This is a genomic window from Streptosporangium carneum (assembly GCF_027922005.1).
Taxonomy (GTDB): Bacteria; Actinomycetota; Actinomycetes; order Streptosporangiales; family Streptosporangiaceae; genus Streptosporangium; species Streptosporangium carneum.
In genome coordinates, this window is the sequence record NZ_BSEV01000002.1 from 49,841 (window position 1) to 68,492 (window position 18,652).

Sequence of the window (18,652 nt, forward strand, 5' to 3'; positions counted from 1 at the left end):
TGCCCCGTGGACAGCGTGGAGCGCGACCGCCTCGCCGACGCCATCGGCGACTTCAGACGGGCCATGATCCCCGGCTTCGTCCTTCACCTGCTGCGCGGCTTCGAAGGCGACGAGCCCTCGATGATCCAGCTCGCCACGCTCTACGTCCTCGACCGCCCGGACCCTCCGACGCTCCGCGTGCTCGCCGAGCGCGTCGGCCGGTCGGTCTCCGCGACCAGTCGCCTGGTCGACCAGCTCGTACGGCGAGGCCTGGCCGACCGCCGCGAGGACCCCGACGACCGGCGACTGCGACGGATCGTCCTCACCCAGGACGGCACGGACTTCCTACGGAGGTTCGAGCGCGCGAGGGCGGACGCCCAGCTCCAGGTCATGGCCCATCTCACCGCCGAAGAACGCGCGCTCGTGACCCGGGCGTTCACGCTGCTCGGCGAAGCATCGAGGAGACGCACTGATGCCCGACACCCCACTGATCCTGAAATTCGATGACATCGGGGCGGACACGCTGCCCCTCGTCGGCGGCAAGGCCGCCAACCTCGGCGTGCTCACCTCGGCCGGACTCCCCGTGCCGCCCGGCCTGTGCGTCACCACCGAGGCCTACCGCAGGGTGACCGAGCGGGCCGGTCTCGACGACGTGCTCGACGCCCTGGCCGTCACCCCCGCCTCGGACGTCACGGCCCTGAACGAGCTGGCCCGCCGGGCCCGCGAACTCGTGCTCTCCGCCCCCGTGCCCGACGACATCGCCGACGCCGTACGGCGCAGCGCGCACGGCCCCGTCGCGGTCCGCTCCTCCGCGACCGCGGAGGACCTGCCGCACGCCAGCTTCGCCGGGCAGCAGGACACCTACCTCAACGTGGTCGGCGCCGACGCGGTGCTGGACGCGGTCAGGCGCTGCTGGGCGTCGCTGTGGACCGACAGGGCGGTCGCCTACCGGGCGGCCAACGGCATCGACCACCGGACCGTCCTGCTGGCCGTCGTGATCCAGGAGATGGTGCAGTCCGAGATCGCCGGGGTGATGTTCACCGCCAACCCCGTCACGGGGCGGCGGCACGAGGCGGTGATCGACGCCAGTCCCGGACTCGGCGAGGCCGTGGTCTCCGGGGCGGTCAACCCCGACCACTTCGTGGTGGACACCGCGACCGGGCGGATCACCGAGCGGCGGCCCGGCGACAAGCGGCTGGCCGTACGGTCACTGCCGGGAGGCGGCGTCGAGCGCGTCGAGACCTCGACCTCGGCCGAACGGTCGTGTGTCACCGATGCCCAGGTCAGGGCGCTGGCCGAGCTGGGAGGACGGGTCGAGGGGCACTACGGGGCCCCGCAGGACACCGAATGGGCCGTCGACGCCGACGGCACGCTGTGGCTGACCCAGTCCCGCCCGATCACCACCCTCTTCCCCGTCCCCCGGCACTCCGCGCGGGACGCGGAGACCGACGGCACGCGGATCTACTTCTCCGTCAACGTGGCGCAGGGCGTCTACGCCCCGTTCACCCCGATGGGCGTCTCGGCCTTCCGGCTGCTGTCGTCGGCGGCGGCCACGCTGTTCGGAGCCCCCGTCGCCGACAGGGCGAGCGGGGCGCCCCAGATCGCCGAGGCGGCGGGACGGCTGTTCATCGACGTCACCGGGCTGGTGCGCAGCCGGGTCGGCCGGATGATCATGCCCCGTCTGCTGGACGTGATGGAGGCCAGGTCGGCTGTGGTGCTGCGCGGCCTGTTCGACGACCCCCGCTTCGCCGTGACCCAGCGCTCCGTGCGCCCCGCCCTGCGACGGTTCCTCAGGATCGCGACCCGGTTCCGGATTCCCTCGCACACTGTGCGGGCCGTGCTCAGCCCGGCGTCGGCGCACAGGCGGGCGGGCCTGCTGGAGTCACGGCTGCGCTCGCGGCTCGCGCCCCTGGCGGAGGCCACGCCCCTGGAGCGGCTCGACCGGGTCGAGCGGGTGCTGGGCGGCCAGGCCATCACGCTGGTCCCCACCGTCGTGCCCGGCCCCGCGGCGGGGTTCGCCATGCTGGGCCTGGCCGCGCGTCTCCTGGGCGACCACGCGAAGCAGGGAGAGCTGTCGACCGTCCTGCGCGGCCTGCCGCACAACGTCACCACCGAGATGGACCTGGCCCTGTGGCGTCTGGCGGAACGGATCCGCGCGGACAGGAGCGCCGCGTCCCTGCTGCTCGACACCCCGGCGGCGGAGCTCGCCCGGCGTTTCCACGACGGATCGCTGCCGGAGGCGGTGGACCGGGGACTGCGGGACTTCCTGTCGGTCTACGGCTCCCGCGCGGTCGCCGAGATCGACCTCGGGGTTCCGCGCTGGTCGGAGGATCCCACGCACATCATCGGCGTGCTGGCCAACTACCTGCGTCTTGAGGACCCCTCGCTGGCACCCGACGCCGTGTTCGCCAGGGGAGCCGCGGAGGCCACGCGCATGATCAGGACCTTGGGCTCCCGGGTGGGCGGCCCGCGCGGCCTGGTCGTCCGTTTCGCCCTCGGCAGGGCACGCGCCCTGGCCGGTCTCCGCGAACTGCCCAAGTTCCTCATGGTGACCGTCCTGGCCGCGATGCGCGCCGAGCTGAGGACCGTGGGCGCCCACCTGGTCGGCCTCGGACTTCTCGACTCCCCCGACGACGTCTTCCTCGTGACGACGCGCGAGGTCAGGGCCGCCCTGACCGCGCCCTCCCGGCCCGCCGATCCGGCCGCCCCGGCGGGCCGGGAGACGCTCAGGGCGCTCGTCTCCGAGCGGCGCGAGGACGCCGTCCGCGAGCGGGGCCGCAGGCACCTGCCCCGGATCGTGCTGTCCGACGGCACGGAACCCGAGGCCGTCGCCACGGCCGCGCCGGTCGACGGCGCGATGACCGGCACCCCCGCCTCCGCCGGCGTCGTGACAGGGGTCGCCAGGGTGGTGCTCGACCCGGTCGGCGCCCACCTCGAGCCCGGCGAGATCCTGGTCTGCCCCTCGACCGACCCGGGCTGGACCCCGCTGTTCCTCACGGCGGGCGGTCTGGTCATGGAGATGGGCGGGGCCAACTCGCACGGCGCCGTGGTCGCCCGCGAGTACGGCATCCCCGCGGTGGTCGGCGTCGCCCGCGCGACGGAGCACGTCGTCACCGGCCAGGTGATCACGGTCGACGGCACCTCGGGCGTGGTGGTCGCCGCCTCGGAGCCCGGCTCCGTCGCCTCCGGTCCGGCCCCCGGGGCCGCCGGCGGGGGGTCCTCCGCTATCCGACGGTGACCGTCCTGGCCGCGGCGCGCGCGACAGGCGGCACGGCGAGCCCGGCCAGCGCGAAGACCACGCCGAACAGCACCCACCCCGCCTCCCCCCAGCCGATCACGGCGGCGGTGAGCAGGGCGGGGGCGAGGATGTTCGCGAGCTGGTAGCCCATCCCGTAGAACCCCTGGTACTGCCCGAGCGCGTACGCGGGGGCCAGCTCGTAGGACAGGCCCCACGACCCCGCGGCCTGCAGCAGCTCCCCCACGACGTGGGCGAGCGCGCCCGCCGCCAGCACCGCGACCGCGACCCACTCGGACCGGCCCGCCGAGGCGGCGAACAGCAGGCAGGAGACGAGGAGGACCAGCCCTGAGCGGCGCTGCGCGCGGGCCGCGCCCGCGACGTTCTCGGTTCCCCTGCTGAAACGGACCTGCAGGAGGGTGACGGCGACGGTGTTGAGCATCAGCATCACCCCCACCGTCGCCGTGGGAGCGGCGGTGCGCTCGACGACCCAGATCGGGATCGAGACGGTCAGCAGGCCGCCGTGCACGGACAGCACCCCGTTCAGCAGGGCGAGCAGCGCGTAGGGGCGATCGCGCAGCACCGCCCGCACGGGTCCGTCGCCGGTCCGCGAGGGCGTCCTGGCGGCGGGAACCCTGAGGGTCAGCACCGCCCCGGCCAGGTAGCAGGCCGAGCAGCCGAAGATCATCGTCAGGTACACGGGCCGGGTGTCGTAGTGGAGGGCGACCGCCGCGCCCAGCCCTCCGACCGACCAGCCCACGTTCGTGACGGCCCGCAGGTAGGCCCTGGCCTTGACCCGTCTGTCCGGGGGGACGGCCACGCCGATCAGGGCGCTGCGCGCGGTCTGCTCGGCGGCCTCGGTGAAGGTCGCCAGACCCGCCACGAGCACGAAGCCCGCGAACCCGTCCACGACGACGTAGCCGCAGGTGAGGACGGCGCCGGCCGCGGAGAACGCGACAGTGACGCCGCGCGGGCCGAACAGGTCGGAAAGACGCCCCGCGGGCAGGCCGCCGAGAAGCCCGGCGGCGGAGGCGATCGTCAGGCCGAGCCCCACCTCGACCGCCGACATGCCGACCGAGGAGGTGAAGTAGATCACGCTGACGGTGACGAACAGGCCCCGCCCGACCGTTCTGCAGGCGGTCGCCCAGGTGAGCGCCGTCACCACGCCCGGCTCGGGGAGCAGCGCCGCCAGGGGCGGCCGAACGACGCGTCTCCTCTCCGCCGCCCGTACCGTCTCGCCCACGCGGCGTTCCCCGTCAACCGTCACACCGACCCCCGCACCACGCCTCCCCGCACCCCCGACCATCTCGGCTCACCCGCGCGGCGTTCCCCGTCAACCGTCACACCGACCCCCGCACCCCCGACCGTCCCGGTTCGCCCGCGCGACGCCTTCCCCGGCGCGCCGGGCCGCCCGCACGGAACGTCTCTCATCGCACCGGCCGCACCGGATCATCCGCCCCGTGCCCGCGGCGCTCTCCCGGCCTCACGGATCACCCACCCCGTGCCCGCCCCGGGCCCATCCCGTGCCCGCCCCGTGCCCGCGGCCTCCTCCCGGCCTCACGGGTCATCCGCACAGCACCTTCTCGCACCACTCCAGCCCCGCCGTTCCCCTGTCGACGAGTGCCTGGTCCGCGAACTCGTCGGTGCCGAGCAGGCCGAGGAGCGCGAAGGTGTCGGCCGCGTAGGCGGCCACCGTGGCCTCTCCCGGCACGTCCGCCCCCGGGGAGCCGTAGCCGTCGAGGAGCGGCGCTCCCAGCAGGCCGTAGGCCCTCATCCTGCCGAGTTCGGCCGCGGGGTCGCCCATGGTGCAGTTGGACAGGTCGATCACCGCGACGAGGTCGTCCCCGCGGAAGCAGAGGTTCTCCGGACGCAGGTCCATGTGGAGCAGGCGGAGGGGCACCCCGGCCGAACGCTCCTTGATCACCGCCGTGGCCGCCTCGACCAGCGCCCGATGGCCCCTGACCGGCACCCGTTCCGCCAGCGCGCCCACCCGGACCGCGATCCGCTCGATCATCGCCTCCGGAGCGCACTCGGCCCCCAGACGGGCCCGCAGGGAGGCGGGCACCGGTATCCCGTGGATCAGTCTGAGGACCTCGCCGAGACGGTGGAGTCGCGCGTCGCCGAGTTCGGTCACCTCGTCGTTGGCGACGAAGTCCAGGAGCATCCACGAGTGCGCGTCCTCGCCGTGGGCGCGCCGCCATCCCCTGAGGGACGCCGTGGGAACACCAGCGTCCGCGAGGATCCCGTGAACCAGGGCCTCCCGTTCGAGCACCGCGCCGAAGTCGACCGTGCCGTCGTACGCGGAAGGGGCGATCTCCCTCAGCGGCACACGGAGCACGAAACGCCTTTCGCCGTCCACCTCGACGAGCAGGGCGGCGTAGTCGGCGCCTCGCCGCCACGGCGAAACCCGGCTGCCCGGCGGCAGCCGGTCAGCCAGTTGCCCGGCCATGCTCCTGGCCAGCAGTTCCTCGTCCGGGACTTCCACACTCTGCAACAAGGCGACTTCCCATCTCCAACGCGGCTCAGGCCGTGCCCTTCGGCGGGGCGCCGTGTCGAAGGCTCCGTCACCGTGCCGGGAGCAGCGCCCCCTGGAGCGGGCGAACACGGCAGCCTCGCCGGACCTTCGCGTCGACGGCGGCGCCTCCGTAGTCGATCAGCGTGCACCTCGGGCCCTTCAGCGCCCATTCGATCATCGCATAGTAAGTGGCCTCGAAATAAGCGAACCCCTCCCTTCCCTCGAATCCCGCGAGTTTCGGCACGAGCCAGTCCGCCTCCTGGATCGCGAGAACATGGCCGACGACGCCGGAATCACCGCGTACCGCCGTAAGGAAAACCAGCCTCCCCTCATACTCCTTCTGCAAAGAGCGAAACTGCCCCAATATCCGCTCCTCGGTAGAAACAAGGCCATATCTTCGGTAGTGATTGATCTGCCTTCTCACGACGTCGGCGGAGACCGGCACGACCGGTGAGGTCTCCACCCGCAGCCCCGCCTCGGCGAAGGCCCGGCGTTCACGCAGGACCTCACGTCTGCGTTTCGCGGTGAACCCCGAGAGATATTCGCCGAACGTCGACGTCCCGCCAAGGTCGAGATACGCCGAGGCTCCCATGGGGAACAGGTGGGAGGGGCCGGAGATCCCCTCGACGAGCCAGTCGGGCGCGGGGTCGGGGAGGTGCGGGAGGAACAGCGAGCTCGCCCCGGAGTCGACGGCCACCTGGCCGATCGCCCGTAGCAGGGCACCGACGGCGGCTCCCGCCGTGCGCCGCCCGACTCCCGCCGCCACGTGCAGACCGGACACGTATGAGCTGGGGGCGACGACCACGACGGACGGCTCCCCGAGCAGGTCCCCCGCCCCCTCGAACGGCGGATCCGGGACCGCGGCCCCGACGTGGTTCGACAACCGGTACTTCGTGTGGTGGTCGGTGTCGAACCGCAGGTGGAACACGGCGACCGCGACAGGCCGCCCCTCGGCGTAGGCGATGGCGTACTCACAGGGCCGGTCGAACCCCGCGCCGTGACAGACGAGCCAGCGGACCGAGAGCTGAGGCGGCCCTCCCTCGACGGCCGCCGCCCAGTCGAGCGCCGCCACGGGGTCGTCGAGGGTGACGCGCCTGGTGGTGATGCCGGTTGTTTTCATGTCCGGTTCCCCATGTGTCCCTAACGGGTCGTCACTTCGGTGATGTTCGGCGTGGTGGTACGGCCGAGCGGATAGTCCGTGCGAAGCGTCAGGCCTGCCACGATGTCACGGACCTCGTGCTCGTCCAGGCTGACGCTCACCCTCTCCCGCGGCCGGGCGGCCCGCCTGCTGAGGAACAGGTCGGCCAGCTCACCGAGGGCCGAGGTCGCGTGGGAGCCCGACAGGTCGACGGCGACCAGCCGGAAGACGTCGACGATCTCCAGTTCGATCGAGTCCTGGCTGGGGTCGTGCCGCTGGAGGGCGAGCCACTCCTGGGCGAGCTGGAAGTCGATGCCTCCGGTCGCCTCGAGGATGTCGTCCAGCGCGATCTCCGCGAGCTCCGAGACGCCCAGCTCTCCGGCCACGACCAGTTCGGCCGCGCCGCCCGCGACGGCGACGGCCACCTGCGCGGCGATGCTGCGCGTCTTCTCCTCGGCCGCGGTCCAGTCGGCGTCCGCGCTGACCTCGGTGAAGGTGAACCCCTCCGGCGACCACACGCTCGCGCTCACCGAGACGACCCTCTGCGCCCATCCGACGAGAAGGTGGCCCGCCTCGTGGATCGCCAGCGCCCGCGCGTTCTCGTGTTCGCGTTTCACGCCGTCACCCCCAGTCTGGCGAGTCCCTGTTCCCATTCCCTCGCGAGCCACGATTCGTACTCGGGCCCGGCGGGTTTGTCGACCACGACGCAGACCGGGCAGATCTGCCGGTCCCTGGCCGAGAAGGCCGCGTGCATCTGGGAGAGGTTGTTGCCGATGAGCAGATCGCCCCGCTCGCCGACGACCGTGCTCTCGTAGCGTTCCCGCACTCCGGGCCAGGAGAGGCCGAGCGTCTCGAAGGTCGCGTGGCAGACGAGCCTGGCCCCGGGGCCCTCACAGGCGCCGCAGGGGCAGCCCTCGACCAGGCCCCAGATTCCGGGAATCGAGGCGTACTGCTCCGGCCACAGCTCGCTCTCGGCGCGGGGGCCGCTGGGAAGCACGTGGTGGGCCGGGTTGGCGGAGCCGAGCAGGGAGCCCAGCGTCAGGTAGCGCGAGCGGTGCACGTCGCTCAACCGCAGGGAGCGCGCGATGTTGTCGCCGAGGAAGCGCTCCACGTCCGCGCCGCGTTCCGGCGGCGCGCCGAACCTCAACCGGTACGCCTCGACCAGCAGGGCGATGAGGTTGTAGTAGTACGTCTCTCCGGGAAACGCCCCGGGGCGGGTGATCAGGAAGCCCTGGTACATCTTGTGGGACGGGCGCTTGAAGAAGACCGTGTTCGAGAACATCCGGTCGTCGGTGACGCCGTGGCCGTCGTTCTCCCTGCGGGGGGTGAGGAAGCTCGAATGCGCCCCGTCCTGGTGGGGCAGCAGGAACCTGGACCTCCCGCGGGGCGCCGTCGGCGTGCCGTAGCTCTCCTCGTCGACCTCGACGTAGGCGTCGCCGGGCAGCAGGTGCTCCTGTCTCATGACCGTGGTGACGGCCAGCAGCGCGGCCCTCGCCCTGGAGATCAGCTCCGCGGCGGCCCCGGGCAGGCCCTCACGGGCCAGCCGGATCGTGACCGACCCGCCACCTGACAGGTGCTCGGCGGCGCTGTCCACCCAGGGCGCGGCCCCGGCCTCGGCGAACCAGGACGGGGGGACGTCGACGGTCAGGACGTCGATCCTGACGGGATCCGACGTGTCGTGCGGGCTTCGCGTGGCATGTTCGGAACGGGTCATGGATCATCCCTTGTGAAGTCGGAAGACGGCCTCGAACAGCAGCCTGGCCGCGATCTGCGGGGTACGGCCCGTCGGATCGAGGCGGGGCGCCACCTCGGCGATGTCGAAGGCCCCGACGGGCAGGGTGTGCAGAAGCTCCCAGACGTCCAGGAACGCCGAGCCGGTCAGCCCGCCGAGGGTGACGTTGCCCGTTCCCGGAGCGACGGAGCAGTCGAGGATGTCGATGTCGGTCGAGATGTAGACGACGTCGCAGTTCTCCCCCAGCCGTTCGACGAGAGCGGCGACCGGTCCCGTGTCGTCGCGCAGCTCGGGGGCCGCGATCACGGAGTAGCCGCAGTCGGCCAGGTGGCGCAGCTGGTTGCGGCGTGTCACGTCGCCGACCCCGACGAAGGCGATGTTCTCCGGTCTCATCCCCGGCAGCTCGGAGATCCTGCGGGAGTTGGACCCGTGGTAGATCGGCCCGTGCAGACGGCTCGAGTCGCCGAAGTCGAAGTGGTGGTCGAGGTTGACGAACCCGATCCGCTCCGGCGGGACGCTCTCCCTCGTGGCCAGGTAGAAGCCGGTGAAGGTGCCGATCGTGCACGAGTGGTCTCCGACGAGGAAGACGCCGCGACGCCCGCCCTCCAGCAGCGTCCGCGTTCCCGAGGCCACGGAGGCGACCGTCGCCATCGGGTCGCTGGGGAAGACGGACAGGTCTCCGGCGTCCACGACCGCCGGATGCCCGTACTCGAACTCCTTGCCCGTCCGCATGTCCGTCATCGGCTCGACCGCGCGGGTGGACAGGGAGCTTGAGTAGACGAGGCTCGCCACGCGCATCGCCCTCGGCCCCTCGGCCGCGCCGGGGCGGGAGCTGGTGGTCCCGTCGAAGGGGACCCCGGCGGCCACCCACGTGGAGGACTCGGACGGCAGGCGGTCCCAGTCGGTCACCAGGTCGGCCCCGAACAGCGTGGGCACTCCGGCCCAGCCGGGCGCGGCGGCGACGCGGGCGGGCGCCGACTCGGCGGCGGCGACGAGGACGGCGGGGTCGAAGGCCGACTCTCTCACTTCAGGCATGCGTTCTCCGCTTCGCGTCTTCCGGCCAGGAGGTCGGTCATGACCTCCACCTTCTCCATGAACAGTTCCCAGCTCCTGCCGGGCGTCAGGTGATAGGGCTCGAACACCACGGGCGCGTCCTCCCGCCAGTGCGCGAAGTCCCAGTCGTGGATGCGCGGGCGCAGCGCGGGGAAGTCGGGCACCAGCGGGTAGGGGACGAAGTTGTAGAGGTTGGCGAGCCAGACGACGTCGGCGCACTCCCGCAGCCAGCGGACCGTTTCCGCGTGGCCGTTCTCCGTCTCCCTGGCGAGGCCGCCCATCACGTTGAGCACCACGCGCATGCCTCGCCGCTCGATCGCCAGCAAACTGTCGCGGTAGTGGTCCAGGCCCCGCGACAGCTTTCCCGACTCGCGGAGCATCTCGGTGTCGGCGGACTCGAACCCGAGCTCGACCGCCACGACGCCCAGCTCGGACATCGCGTCCAGCACCCACGGACGCACGGCCAGGACGTGTGTCTGCACGATGAAGCGATAACCGGGCCTGTCGCGGAAGACGGCCAGCAGGTTCCGCACGGCCTCGCGCGACTGGCCGAACGTCTTGTCCCCGATGTAGACAAGCCGCGTGCCGGGGTAGCGCTCGGCGAACTGGTCGACCTCCCGCCCCAGCGCGTTCTCCTCGACGAGGGTGAGTTGCTGGCTCCAGGCGTCTCCGCAGAAGCGGCACTTGTAGAGGCAGCCGTGGCTGGCGTTGAGCCTCAGCAGGGGGACCCGTCCCGCGTACCCTCCGAGGTGGCGGTACTGGGGCGCCCAGCTGATGCGCTCCTCGGCGATCCCCGAGCGGCTGCGCACGGACAGCAGCCCGTCGGCCGAGGTCTCGGGGCGGAGGACCGCGCGCAACTGCTCGATCCCGACCTGCCCCCTGACCACCCTGCTGACGTCGTCGGGAGTGGCGAGAGGCGCCATGTTCCCCCCGAGCACGGTGATCCGCCCCATCCGCTTCAGGGCGCGGCTGACGCGCAGGGCCAGGTCGAGGTTCTGCGCCAGCGGGCTGAGCAGGATCGCGTCTCCGGGAGCGCTCACCTCGACGAGCGAGCGCAGGCAGTCGTCCGAGGAGGCGGCGGAGCTCAGGTCGACGAAGGAGGATTCGACGTCGAGTTCGTCGAGCAGCGCGGTGATGTGGGCGACCCACAGGGGCATTTCCCAGAGACTCGCCTCCGGAATGAAGAACTCGGGAAAGAGGAGTGCGAACTCCCGCTCGTACAGCTCGTAATAGCGGTTCAGGTCGCGTTGCGGCTCACTGGTCGAGGGAAACGGTAACTGGACGATATGCGCTGCGGGCAATGACTTCTCCGTTACTACGATTCAGTGCATGCGAATTCCGAGGAGTTGAAAGGCGATCCCCGCGCATAGGGGCGCATGGCCCCGGACACCCCTCTGAGGATTTCGGCGCCGCATCCGCCGACATCCATAACAAACATGGATAATATTCTTTTCAACGAGAGTCAATAACCGTTCAGCGACATCGCACTACTCTCTGTTGCGACAAGACGCCCCCACCTGCGCGGAAACCACCGGATAAAAACTGGTGCGAGCGTCCGGCGGGTGCGACGGGCACCTCGTCCGCCCCGTGCCTCACCCGGCCGCGGCCGCCCTTTTCCGCTTTTGCGGCCCGCCCTTTTCCCGGGCCGCCGGATCTCCCGGGTCACTGAACTTCCCGGGCCGCCGACCGCGTCGGCCCCGGAGGGCGTCCCGGCACGACGCCTCGGACGCGACCGGGCGGCACGACGCTCCGACGGAGGGCGGGCACGACGGCGGTTCGGACCCTGGACTGTAACAATCGGCTTGACGGGTCGGCGATGCCGACGGAGCGCCTCCTGTCAGGCCGTCTCAGAAAGGGCAGCCCATGTCCCGCAGCCAGGTCGCCGTGCTCGGCGAATGCGTCGCCGACGCCTTCGCCACCGGGAAGGCGTCGCAGGGCGAGCTCACCCTGCGCGTCCTGCCCGGTGGCAGTCCCGCCAACACCGCCGTGGCCCTGTCACGGCTCGGCACGCCCACCCGTTTCCTCGGACGGCTCTCCCGTGACACCTTCGGCGCGCTGTTCCGTTCCCACCTCGAGGCCTCGGGGGTCGATCTGACCGGCTGCGTGAGCGCGGCCGAGCCCAGCACGCTCGCGGTGGCCACGCTGGACGAGTCGGGGCGGGCGGACTACGCCTTCTACGCGGAGGGCTCGGCCGACTGGCAGTGGAGCGCGCAGGAGCTGAGCGCGGAGCAGATCGGCGACGTCGCCTGCCTGCACACCGGTTCCATCGCGCTGGTCCACGCCCCCGGGGCCGAGCGCATCGAGGAGTCGCTGGCACGGGTCGCCGCCCACGCCACGGTCTCGATCGACCCCAATGTGCGCGCGGGCTTCGTCGACCTGGCCGTCTACCGGGAGCGGATGCTCATGTGGTGCGCGCTCACCGACATCGTCAAGCTGAGCGACGACGACATGGAGACGATCCACCCCGGCGAGCCCGTGGAACGGGTCTGCGACGCCTGGCACGCCGCGGGCGCGCGGCTGATCGTGGTGACGCGCGGCCCCGAGGGCGCGCTCGTCTCCCTGGACGGCGAGCGCGCCACGGTGCCGGCCCCCGTCGTGAAGGTGGTGGACACCGTCGGGGCGGGCGACTCCTTCACCGCCGGGCTGCTGCACCACCTGCACGCGGGCGACCTGCTCGGCGGACGGCTCGACGCCCTCGACCTCGACCGGGCCGCGAAGGCGGCCGCCTTCGCGGCCCGCGTCGCCGCGCTGACCTGCTCGGTACCGGGAGCCGACCCGCCGTGGGCCCGGGACCTCGCCGACGGCGGCTCACCGGGGGTGCGCCTGCCGTAGGGCACGGCGGACGGTCACGGGCCGCGAAGGCGCGCGGAACTATCCCGACTGGGAGACGGCCCGCTCCCGGGTCCGGGTCCTGGCCCGCTCCAGCCTGCCCGTGAGCACGCGGGCGATCCATTCGGAACGGCTGGCGATCAGCGGCCCGAACAGGGCGAGCACGAGCACGTATCCGGCGATGAACGGCGCGAGCCTGCCGTCCAGTCCGGCGGCGAGCGCCATGGTCGCCAGGACCAGGGCGAACTCGCCCCGCGAGAGCACGGTCAGCGAGACGTTGACCGCCTCCGTCATGCCGAAGGAGTTCATCCTGGCGGCCAGCCCGCCGGCCACGACGTTGAGCACCAGGGTGATCGCCACCGCGGCCGCGATGGGCCAGGCGACGGAGAGCATGTCGCCCGGCTCGATGGACAGGCCGAACGTGAAGAAGAACAGGGCCGCGAAGGCGTCCCTGAGCGGATGGACGAGCTTGCGGATGCGCGGCGCCGCCCTGGTCGAGCTCAGGATGAGCCCGATCATGAAGGCGCCGATGGCGTCGGAGACACCGAGCTCCTCCGCGACGCCCGCGGTGAGGATCGCCAGGCCGGTGAACATCACCACGAGCAGTTCGTCGTCCTTGGTGGTCACGAGCTTGTCGACCAGCCGGGTGCCCCACCTGGCCAGCGCGGTCAGCGCGATCAGGAAGGCGAACGCCCTGCCGAAGGAGAGCGCGGCGGCGGCGAAGGTGTCGGCGCCGCTGAGAACCGGTTGCAGCACGGCCAGGTAGAGGGCGAGGAAGACGTCCTCGACCACGATGATGCCCAGGATGAGGCGGCTCTCCGGGTTGCCGAGCCGCCCGAGGTCGACGAGCAGCTTGGTCACGATGGCCGAGGAGGAGATCCCGACCACCCCGGCCAGGACCAGCGCCTCCCTGGTGCCCCAGCCGAGGGCGAACCCGAAGGCCAGGCCGCCGCCGACGTTGAGCACGATGTAGGTCACCCCGGCGAACACCAGCCGCTTGCCCCCCGCGGCGAGGTCGTCGAGGGAGAACTCGATGCCGAGGTAGAAGAGCAGGAAGATCAGGCCGAGCGCGGCGATGACCTTCAGGTCGGCCGGGTTCTCCACCAGGGCGAGCCCGGGAGTGTGCGGGCCGAAGATGATGCCCGCGAGCATGAACAGGGGGATCGTCGGCAGCCCGATCCGGGCCCCGAGCCTGGCGATGACCCCGGCGGCGAGGAAGGAGCCGCCGAGCGCGACGAGAGCGTCACCCAGTGCCACGGTGTCCCCCTTCCGGGCGGATTCCGGGCATGGTGAAGGCGCATTCGTAGAACATGGAAAACCTCCGTCAGATGATCTCGGTGTCGGTTCGTCGGAGATCGCCGGACGGAGGCGCGCGGGGTTCGGAGTCGCCGGGTACGGGCTGCGCCACGGAAGGCGCGCAGGGACGGGGAAGGCCGGCCCGGGTCGCCCGTGTCGGCGGTCCCTGCCCGATGGCGGGCGGGAGCAGGCCGTGGCTCTCCGGATGCGGGAGGGCGGGGGGAAGCACCCCGCCGCCCGCCAGCGTGACGGCGAGCCCGGGTTCGTGGTGGAGGTCGCGGGGCGCCTGAAGCGGCGCGTGCACGACGGCGAGCAGGACGAGCAGAAGGGCGGCGACGGTACCGACGACCTTCCGCGACAAACCGGGCCCTAACTCTAGGGAGAATCAACTCTGGAGAGAATTGTCCGCTATTTTATCATCCGTCACCGGATCAACCTGATGCCCGGCCCGCCCTGCGGGCCGGCGGCGCTGGGGCGCGGTGTAGGCCCACTGCCACAGGAGCTCCAGTGGCCCCCTCTCGAAGCGGCGCAGCCACAGCGTGGAAAACGTCATGAGCATGACGCAGATCCCCGCCCACGCGCCCACGACCCACCACGGCCGCAGCCCGTCGAACCGCGACGCCAGGCCGAGCCCCCAGCCGTAGCAGAGCGCCGCACCGACCAGGTTCTGGAAGACGTAGCAGCTCAGCGCCATGCGGCCGACGGCCGTCAACCCCTCGTGCACCACTCCCCGGCAACCACGCATCCGATGCGCGACGGTCGTCACCAGACCGAGCAGCCCCAGCGCGACCAGGGACGGCAGCAGGTAGCGGTCGACCAGGAACCAGGCGTCCCCGGCGAAGGAGGTCAGCAGGTTCAGCGGCGCGCCCACGACGCCGACGACCATGAGCCTGCGGCGCAGGGTCGAGCCCCGCTCCGAGTCCTCGAAGACCCCGGCGCGCACCAGCCGTGAGCCGAGCAGGAACAGCACGACGCCCAGCGGGACGATGAACACGGCCTCGATCCGGTAGAGGCCGAACAGGTGGATCCTGGCGGCGACCTGGTCGAGGTAGCTCCCGTCGGAGAACAGCGTCGAGGGCGCGCTCGCGGGCGAGGAGGTCGTGGAGGCCGCGCCGGACAGGAGGGCGAGGGTGATGAGACCGACCACGGCGGCGAACACCGAGCCCGTCGCGATCATCCAGGCCCTGACCACCCGGTCGCTCCTGCCGATGAGGAACGCCACCAGGACCGAGACCACGGCGTACCCCATGAGCACGTCGAACTCGAAGATCAGCACATAGTGGAGCAGTCCCTCGGCGAACAGCAGCGCCGCCCGCCACAGGTACCAGCCCGGCCAGGTGTGGCCCCGCCGCAGGGCCGAGCGGTACTGCAGTTCCATCCCCACCCCGAACAACAGCGTGAGCAGGGCGAGGAACTTGCCGTTCGTCAGGAAGCGCAGGAAGGTCTCCACGCCCCCCGTCCCGCCGAGCGCATCCATGATCCCGGCGGGGCCCTGAGGGCTGGTGAAGATCCAGATGTTGGTCCCCAGGGTGCCCATGATGGCGACGCCCCTGAGCACGTCGAGAACGTCGATACGTCGCGTCGTCACGTTCCCACGATGTCCGCCCCGCCCCGCCCGGACATCGTCATCCAGACCCATTCACCCCGTACACCGATCGATGTATACCCCTCCACCTCTGTTCAGGCCCCTCCACCTCTGTTCAGGCCTCTCGGCCTCTGTTCAGGCCTCTCGGCCTCTGTTCAGGGCCTCTCGGCCTCGGGAACAGGGCCTCTCGGGCCTCGCCCCTCGACGCGCTCCGCGCGCCCCCGGCTCGGACAGCGCCCCCCAGGGGGCTTCGCCCCCTTCGACCCCCGGCGAGGGGCCTGCCTGCCCCTCACACTCCCCGGCCACTGACCGGTTCCCAACAACCCGACGACGGTACGGCCCACCAAAGATCACGCTTCACCGACTCGGCCATGACCGCACCCTGCCGCCACTCCGGCCCAGCCGGACAGAACCTGCTCCTCAGGAAGGCTCACCCGGTGAGCGGCCTGCCTTCGCAGAGATACAGGGCCCGGCCTGACGCCAGAGCGGCGAGCGCCGCCTGAAGGCGCGGCCGCATGCGGTCGCCGACGAGCACCAGGGCCTCGTCGACGGCGAAGAACCCGACGGCCGCTATCTCCGGGTCGGCGGGGGCGAAGCGCTGACCACGGCTGATCCCGCCGTCGAAGACGAAGGAGAGCTGATCGTCCCAGGGACCGTGCGGGGACACCCAGTCAGCGCAGAGCATCTCCCCCAGCACGGGAGTGATTCCGAGCTCTTCCCGAAGCTCTCGTATTGCCGCGAGATGGGGAGCCTCGTTCGCCTCCACCATGCCTCCCGGCAGGTCCCACCCCGCCTTGTAGGTCGGCTCGACGAGCAGGACCCGGCCGACCTCGTCACGGATCAGGACGTCGGCGGCGACGCGCTTGCGCGCCTGTGTGACGTTGCCCTCCGCCAACAGCGCCCACTCGGGACTGCCGGGTGTCGGTGTGGTCACGGCACCGCCTCTCCGGTCTTGACGATCATCCCGCCCAAGAGCATCTTGCGAGTGCGGGTGGTCTCAGCGAGCTTGTCGAGGAAGGCCCTCACCGAATGGAGACGATTGTGGGCCTGAAGCATCTCGCCCAACTCGTCCAGCTGGCGAAGCACGCGGACAGAGCCAAGAGTCTGACTTCCGTCCAGCAATCCGCACCCTACGGCGACTGCACGATCCAGTTCTCTGCTACGGGTGTGGATTCTCGCCAGAGCGAGCTGTCCCAGGGCAAGGCTCCGTGCCCTCCCCTCACGGCGTAGTTCGACAGCCTCCTCGGCATACCGTCGAGCTGAAGACAGATCGCCCAGCCCGTCGAGACACAGCGCCGCTTCTCCGCTGTAGAAAGCTCGATCGTACGGACTGATCCAAGGGTGAACGTCATGCGGCTTGATGCACTCCTCAGCATGGACGAGTGCCTTTCGGGCTCGGCTGTCACACAGACCGGCCAGTCCTCGCGCCTCCATCAGGTAGAGCCGCCCATACAGAGCGGGGTACCACTCTCCCCGACGAGCGATCTCGATGCCGGTTCGCGCGAGCTGCACTGCCTCGTTGTGTCTGCCCTGCTCCCGGGAGAGATGTGCCATCGACGCGTAGACGTGGGCCTCGACGCTGGGGTCCGCCGCCGCACGAGCGAAGGGCAGGGCCCGGTGGAAGTGAACGGCGGCCAGGTCGTCTCTGCCCGAATCATGGGCCATCCAGCCCGCCATCTCGGTGAGCGACGCTGCTGTGACGTAGAGGCCGGAGGGTGCGGGACGGGCATCGACGCCGAACAGGCGGGGAGCCACCTCGTCCGAGAGGTACCGGATCACCGCTGCGTAGAGGTGGCTTCCTCCAAACTGCCTGTCGGCGGACCGGAAGGACCTGATAGCCGACAGATAGTCGCAGGACTCCTCGCTTGTTCTTGAGAGCAGCAAGTCAGGCGGCGAAACAGGACCCCAAACGGGCACGGTCTCCCAGGGGCGTGGCGCCAGACCGAACATTTCACCAGGAATGCGCAGGCCATCGGCTATGCGCTCAACGACAGCAGTCGACTGCGCTTGCACCTTGCCGTCGATGTACTCCTTGACCCGAGATGGAGTGATTTGCACACGTCTACCAAGGGCGGAATGTCCTAAACCGGCTCGTCGACGAACCAGCAGGAAAAGCGTGCCGATGTCTCGAGCAGTACAGGCAGCGATCAGTGCAGGATCTTTCAGCAAGTCTTTGGGTAACGGCGGCAGGTCTTGTTCGATCATGGCGGGGGTCCAAGGATCGACGGCCGGAAAGGGAAGCGCTGGCTACCGCAGAGTTTGCTCACGATGAGTGCTCAAGCTGGCCTTTTCACTCTCTGTTGCCGTGCGCAACTCTGCGAACATGCGAACACAGACCCCATGGCAGCCACCGATCTCCCCCGCCACGGTAAGTGAGGACGTGTGCAGGCAGAAGCGTTGGATCGCGGACGACCACCGCATCGTGTCCTTCGCCCGCGACTGGGCGACCACGACTCTCGCCGACTGGGGACTTCAGGCAGTTACGAAGGACGCTCAGATCTGTATCTCGGAACTGGTCACCAATGCGCTCGTGCACGCTCTCGGCGATCCCAAGGTGATCGACGTATGCCTCTGCCGTTGGCCCACCGAGCAGGTGACGCTCGTCGTCTGCGACGAGGACAGTCACTTCCCCATCGTCAACTTGTCCTTGACGGACCCTTCCGCAGAGTCGGGGCGTGGACTGTTTTTGATCACCGCCCTTGCGGACGCCCTGTGGTGGCACACCACAGGCACCGGCAAGGCCATAGGCTGCCGCTTCGACCTGCGCCGATATGGACTGGCCCCTTGACGACACTCTCATCTCCCCATTGCACGAAAGACAGGCCCTGAGCAACCGACCGGAGGGCGCATGGAATGGCCACCGAATTCGTCCACAACTCCATGAAGCTCGCTCGTGATCGAGTCGGCGGATCGTGGTCTTTGGCGGGCCGTACCATCGTCGGCTCGTCGGGGAACCGGTCGGCGGCCGGGGAGTGTGAGGGACTACCAGGCGGGCGCCCAGAGGGCGGGGACGGTGGCCGGGTCGAAGCCGACTCCGCAGAAGCTCTGCAGGGCCCGGTAGGGGCGGCCGTCGAAGTAGACGATCTCACCCTGCCGGTAGCAGGCCCAGCCGTCCGGGACATCGGCGGTGGAGCGTGTCCGGGCGGAGACGGCGCTCTGCGCGTCGGCCGCGCCCACGGGGAGCAGGGCCGAGGTCGCAGTGAGGGCTGCGGCAACGACGAACATCGCTTTACGCATCTCAACTCCTTGGGCGGGGCGTCCCTGGAGAACTTTTCCCTCAGATTAACTAA

Annotated in this window: 17 protein-coding genes; 4 read left to right on the top strand and 13 right to left on the bottom strand. The window is 70.6% G+C overall.

Features of this window, described 5'->3' with window-relative positions; translation table 11 throughout:
• Nucleotides 1-6 precede the first annotated feature (6 nt).
• On the top strand, nucleotides 7-486 hold the full coding sequence (locus tag PKF00_RS06255) for a MarR family winged helix-turn-helix transcriptional regulator (RefSeq protein ID WP_271216407.1): 480 nt from the start codon (nucleotides 7-9) through the stop codon (nucleotides 484-486).
• A complete protein-coding gene (locus PKF00_RS06260) occupies nucleotides 452-3,217 on the top strand; it encodes a PEP/pyruvate-binding domain-containing protein (protein ID WP_271216408.1) in 2,766 nt (921 codons plus the stop codon). The genes PKF00_RS06255 and PKF00_RS06260 overlap by 35 nt, the downstream gene beginning before the upstream one ends.
• Here PKF00_RS06260 and PKF00_RS06265 read toward each other — a convergent pair.
• From PKF00_RS06265 to PKF00_RS06295, 7 genes are all read right to left on the bottom strand, one after another.
• Nucleotides 3,204-4,457 carry an MFS transporter gene (locus tag PKF00_RS06265; protein WP_271216409.1) on the bottom strand — a complete coding sequence of 418 codons (1,254 nt, stop codon included), beginning with the start codon at nucleotides 4,455-4,457 and terminating at the stop codon, nucleotides 3,204-3,206. The genes PKF00_RS06260 and PKF00_RS06265 overlap by 14 nt on opposite strands.
• A gap of 321 nt (nucleotides 4,458-4,778) precedes the next feature.
• Nucleotides 4,779-5,699: a phosphotransferase family protein gene (locus PKF00_RS06270; RefSeq protein WP_271216410.1), complete on the bottom strand. Its 921-nt coding sequence runs from the start codon at nucleotides 5,697-5,699 to the stop codon at nucleotides 4,779-4,781.
• A gap of 79 nt (nucleotides 5,700-5,778) precedes the next feature.
• Nucleotides 5,779-6,849, bottom strand: coding sequence for a peptidogalycan biosysnthesis protein (locus PKF00_RS06275; RefSeq protein WP_271216411.1), 1,071 nt, complete (start codon nucleotides 6,847-6,849; stop codon nucleotides 5,779-5,781).
• 20 nt (nucleotides 6,850-6,869) lie between these two features.
• Entirely contained in the window at nucleotides 6,870-7,484 is a 615-nt protein-coding gene (locus PKF00_RS06280) for a hypothetical protein (RefSeq protein ID WP_271216412.1), read from the bottom strand.
• The gene (locus PKF00_RS06285; RefSeq protein ID WP_271216413.1) at nucleotides 7,481-8,581 is read right to left on the bottom strand and encodes a hypothetical protein; all 1,101 of its coding nucleotides are present in this window, start codon (nucleotides 8,579-8,581) and stop codon (nucleotides 7,481-7,483) included. The genes PKF00_RS06280 and PKF00_RS06285 overlap by 4 nt, the downstream gene beginning before the upstream one ends.
• Nucleotides 8,582-8,584: 3 nt before the next feature.
• Nucleotides 8,585-9,634, bottom strand: a complete 1,050-nt coding sequence (locus PKF00_RS06290; protein WP_271216414.1) for an arginase family protein — start codon at nucleotides 9,632-9,634, stop codon at nucleotides 8,585-8,587.
• Nucleotides 9,622-10,953 carry a B12-binding domain-containing radical SAM protein gene (locus tag PKF00_RS06295; RefSeq protein ID WP_271216415.1) on the bottom strand — a complete coding sequence of 444 codons (1,332 nt, stop codon included), beginning with the start codon at nucleotides 10,951-10,953 and terminating at the stop codon, nucleotides 9,622-9,624. Before PKF00_RS06295 ends, PKF00_RS06290 begins: the two co-directional genes overlap by 13 nt.
• A 562-nt stretch (nucleotides 10,954-11,515) precedes the next feature.
• On the opposite strand from PKF00_RS06295, the gene PKF00_RS06300 reads away from it, so the two are divergent.
• On the top strand, nucleotides 11,516-12,484 hold the full coding sequence (locus tag PKF00_RS06300) for a carbohydrate kinase family protein (protein WP_271216416.1): 969 nt from the start codon (nucleotides 11,516-11,518) through the stop codon (nucleotides 12,482-12,484).
• A gap of 39 nt (nucleotides 12,485-12,523) precedes the next feature.
• Here PKF00_RS06300 and PKF00_RS06305 read toward each other — a convergent pair whose 3' ends face one another.
• From PKF00_RS06305 to PKF00_RS06325, 5 genes are all read right to left on the bottom strand, one after another.
• Nucleotides 12,524-13,738, bottom strand: coding sequence for a cation:proton antiporter (locus PKF00_RS06305; RefSeq protein ID WP_271216417.1), 1,215 nt, complete (start codon nucleotides 13,736-13,738; stop codon nucleotides 12,524-12,526).
• Between the two features lie 67 nt (nucleotides 13,739-13,805).
• Nucleotides 13,806-14,138 carry a hypothetical protein gene (locus PKF00_RS06310; RefSeq protein ID WP_271216418.1) on the bottom strand — a complete coding sequence of 111 codons (333 nt, stop codon included), beginning with the start codon at nucleotides 14,136-14,138 and terminating at the stop codon, nucleotides 13,806-13,808.
• Between the two features lie 24 nt (nucleotides 14,139-14,162).
• Entirely contained in the window at nucleotides 14,163-15,365 is a 1,203-nt protein-coding gene (locus PKF00_RS06315; protein WP_271216419.1) for a DUF418 domain-containing protein, read from the bottom strand.
• Between the two features lie 427 nt (nucleotides 15,366-15,792).
• Nucleotides 15,793-16,296 carry an NUDIX domain-containing protein gene (locus PKF00_RS06320; protein WP_271216420.1) on the bottom strand — a complete coding sequence of 168 codons (504 nt, stop codon included), beginning with the start codon at nucleotides 16,294-16,296 and terminating at the stop codon, nucleotides 15,793-15,795.
• Nucleotides 16,293-17,567 carry an NsdA family TPR-like regulatory protein gene (locus PKF00_RS06325; protein ID WP_271216421.1) on the bottom strand — a complete coding sequence of 425 codons (1,275 nt, stop codon included), beginning with the start codon at nucleotides 17,565-17,567 and terminating at the stop codon, nucleotides 16,293-16,295. The genes PKF00_RS06320 and PKF00_RS06325 overlap by 4 nt, the downstream gene beginning before the upstream one ends.
• Before the next feature lie 67 nt (nucleotides 17,568-17,634).
• On the opposite strand from PKF00_RS06325, the gene PKF00_RS06330 reads away from it, so the two are divergent.
• Nucleotides 17,635-18,150 carry an ATP-binding protein gene (locus tag PKF00_RS06330; RefSeq protein ID WP_271216422.1) on the top strand — a complete coding sequence of 172 codons (516 nt, stop codon included), beginning with the start codon at nucleotides 17,635-17,637 and terminating at the stop codon, nucleotides 18,148-18,150.
• Between the two features lie 194 nt (nucleotides 18,151-18,344).
• Here PKF00_RS06330 and PKF00_RS06335 read toward each other — a convergent pair whose 3' ends face one another.
• Nucleotides 18,345-18,599 (bottom strand): hypothetical protein, encoded by a 255-nt coding sequence (locus PKF00_RS06335; protein ID WP_271216423.1) that lies wholly within the window; start codon nucleotides 18,597-18,599, stop codon nucleotides 18,345-18,347.
• Nucleotides 18,600-18,652 lie beyond the last annotated feature (53 nt).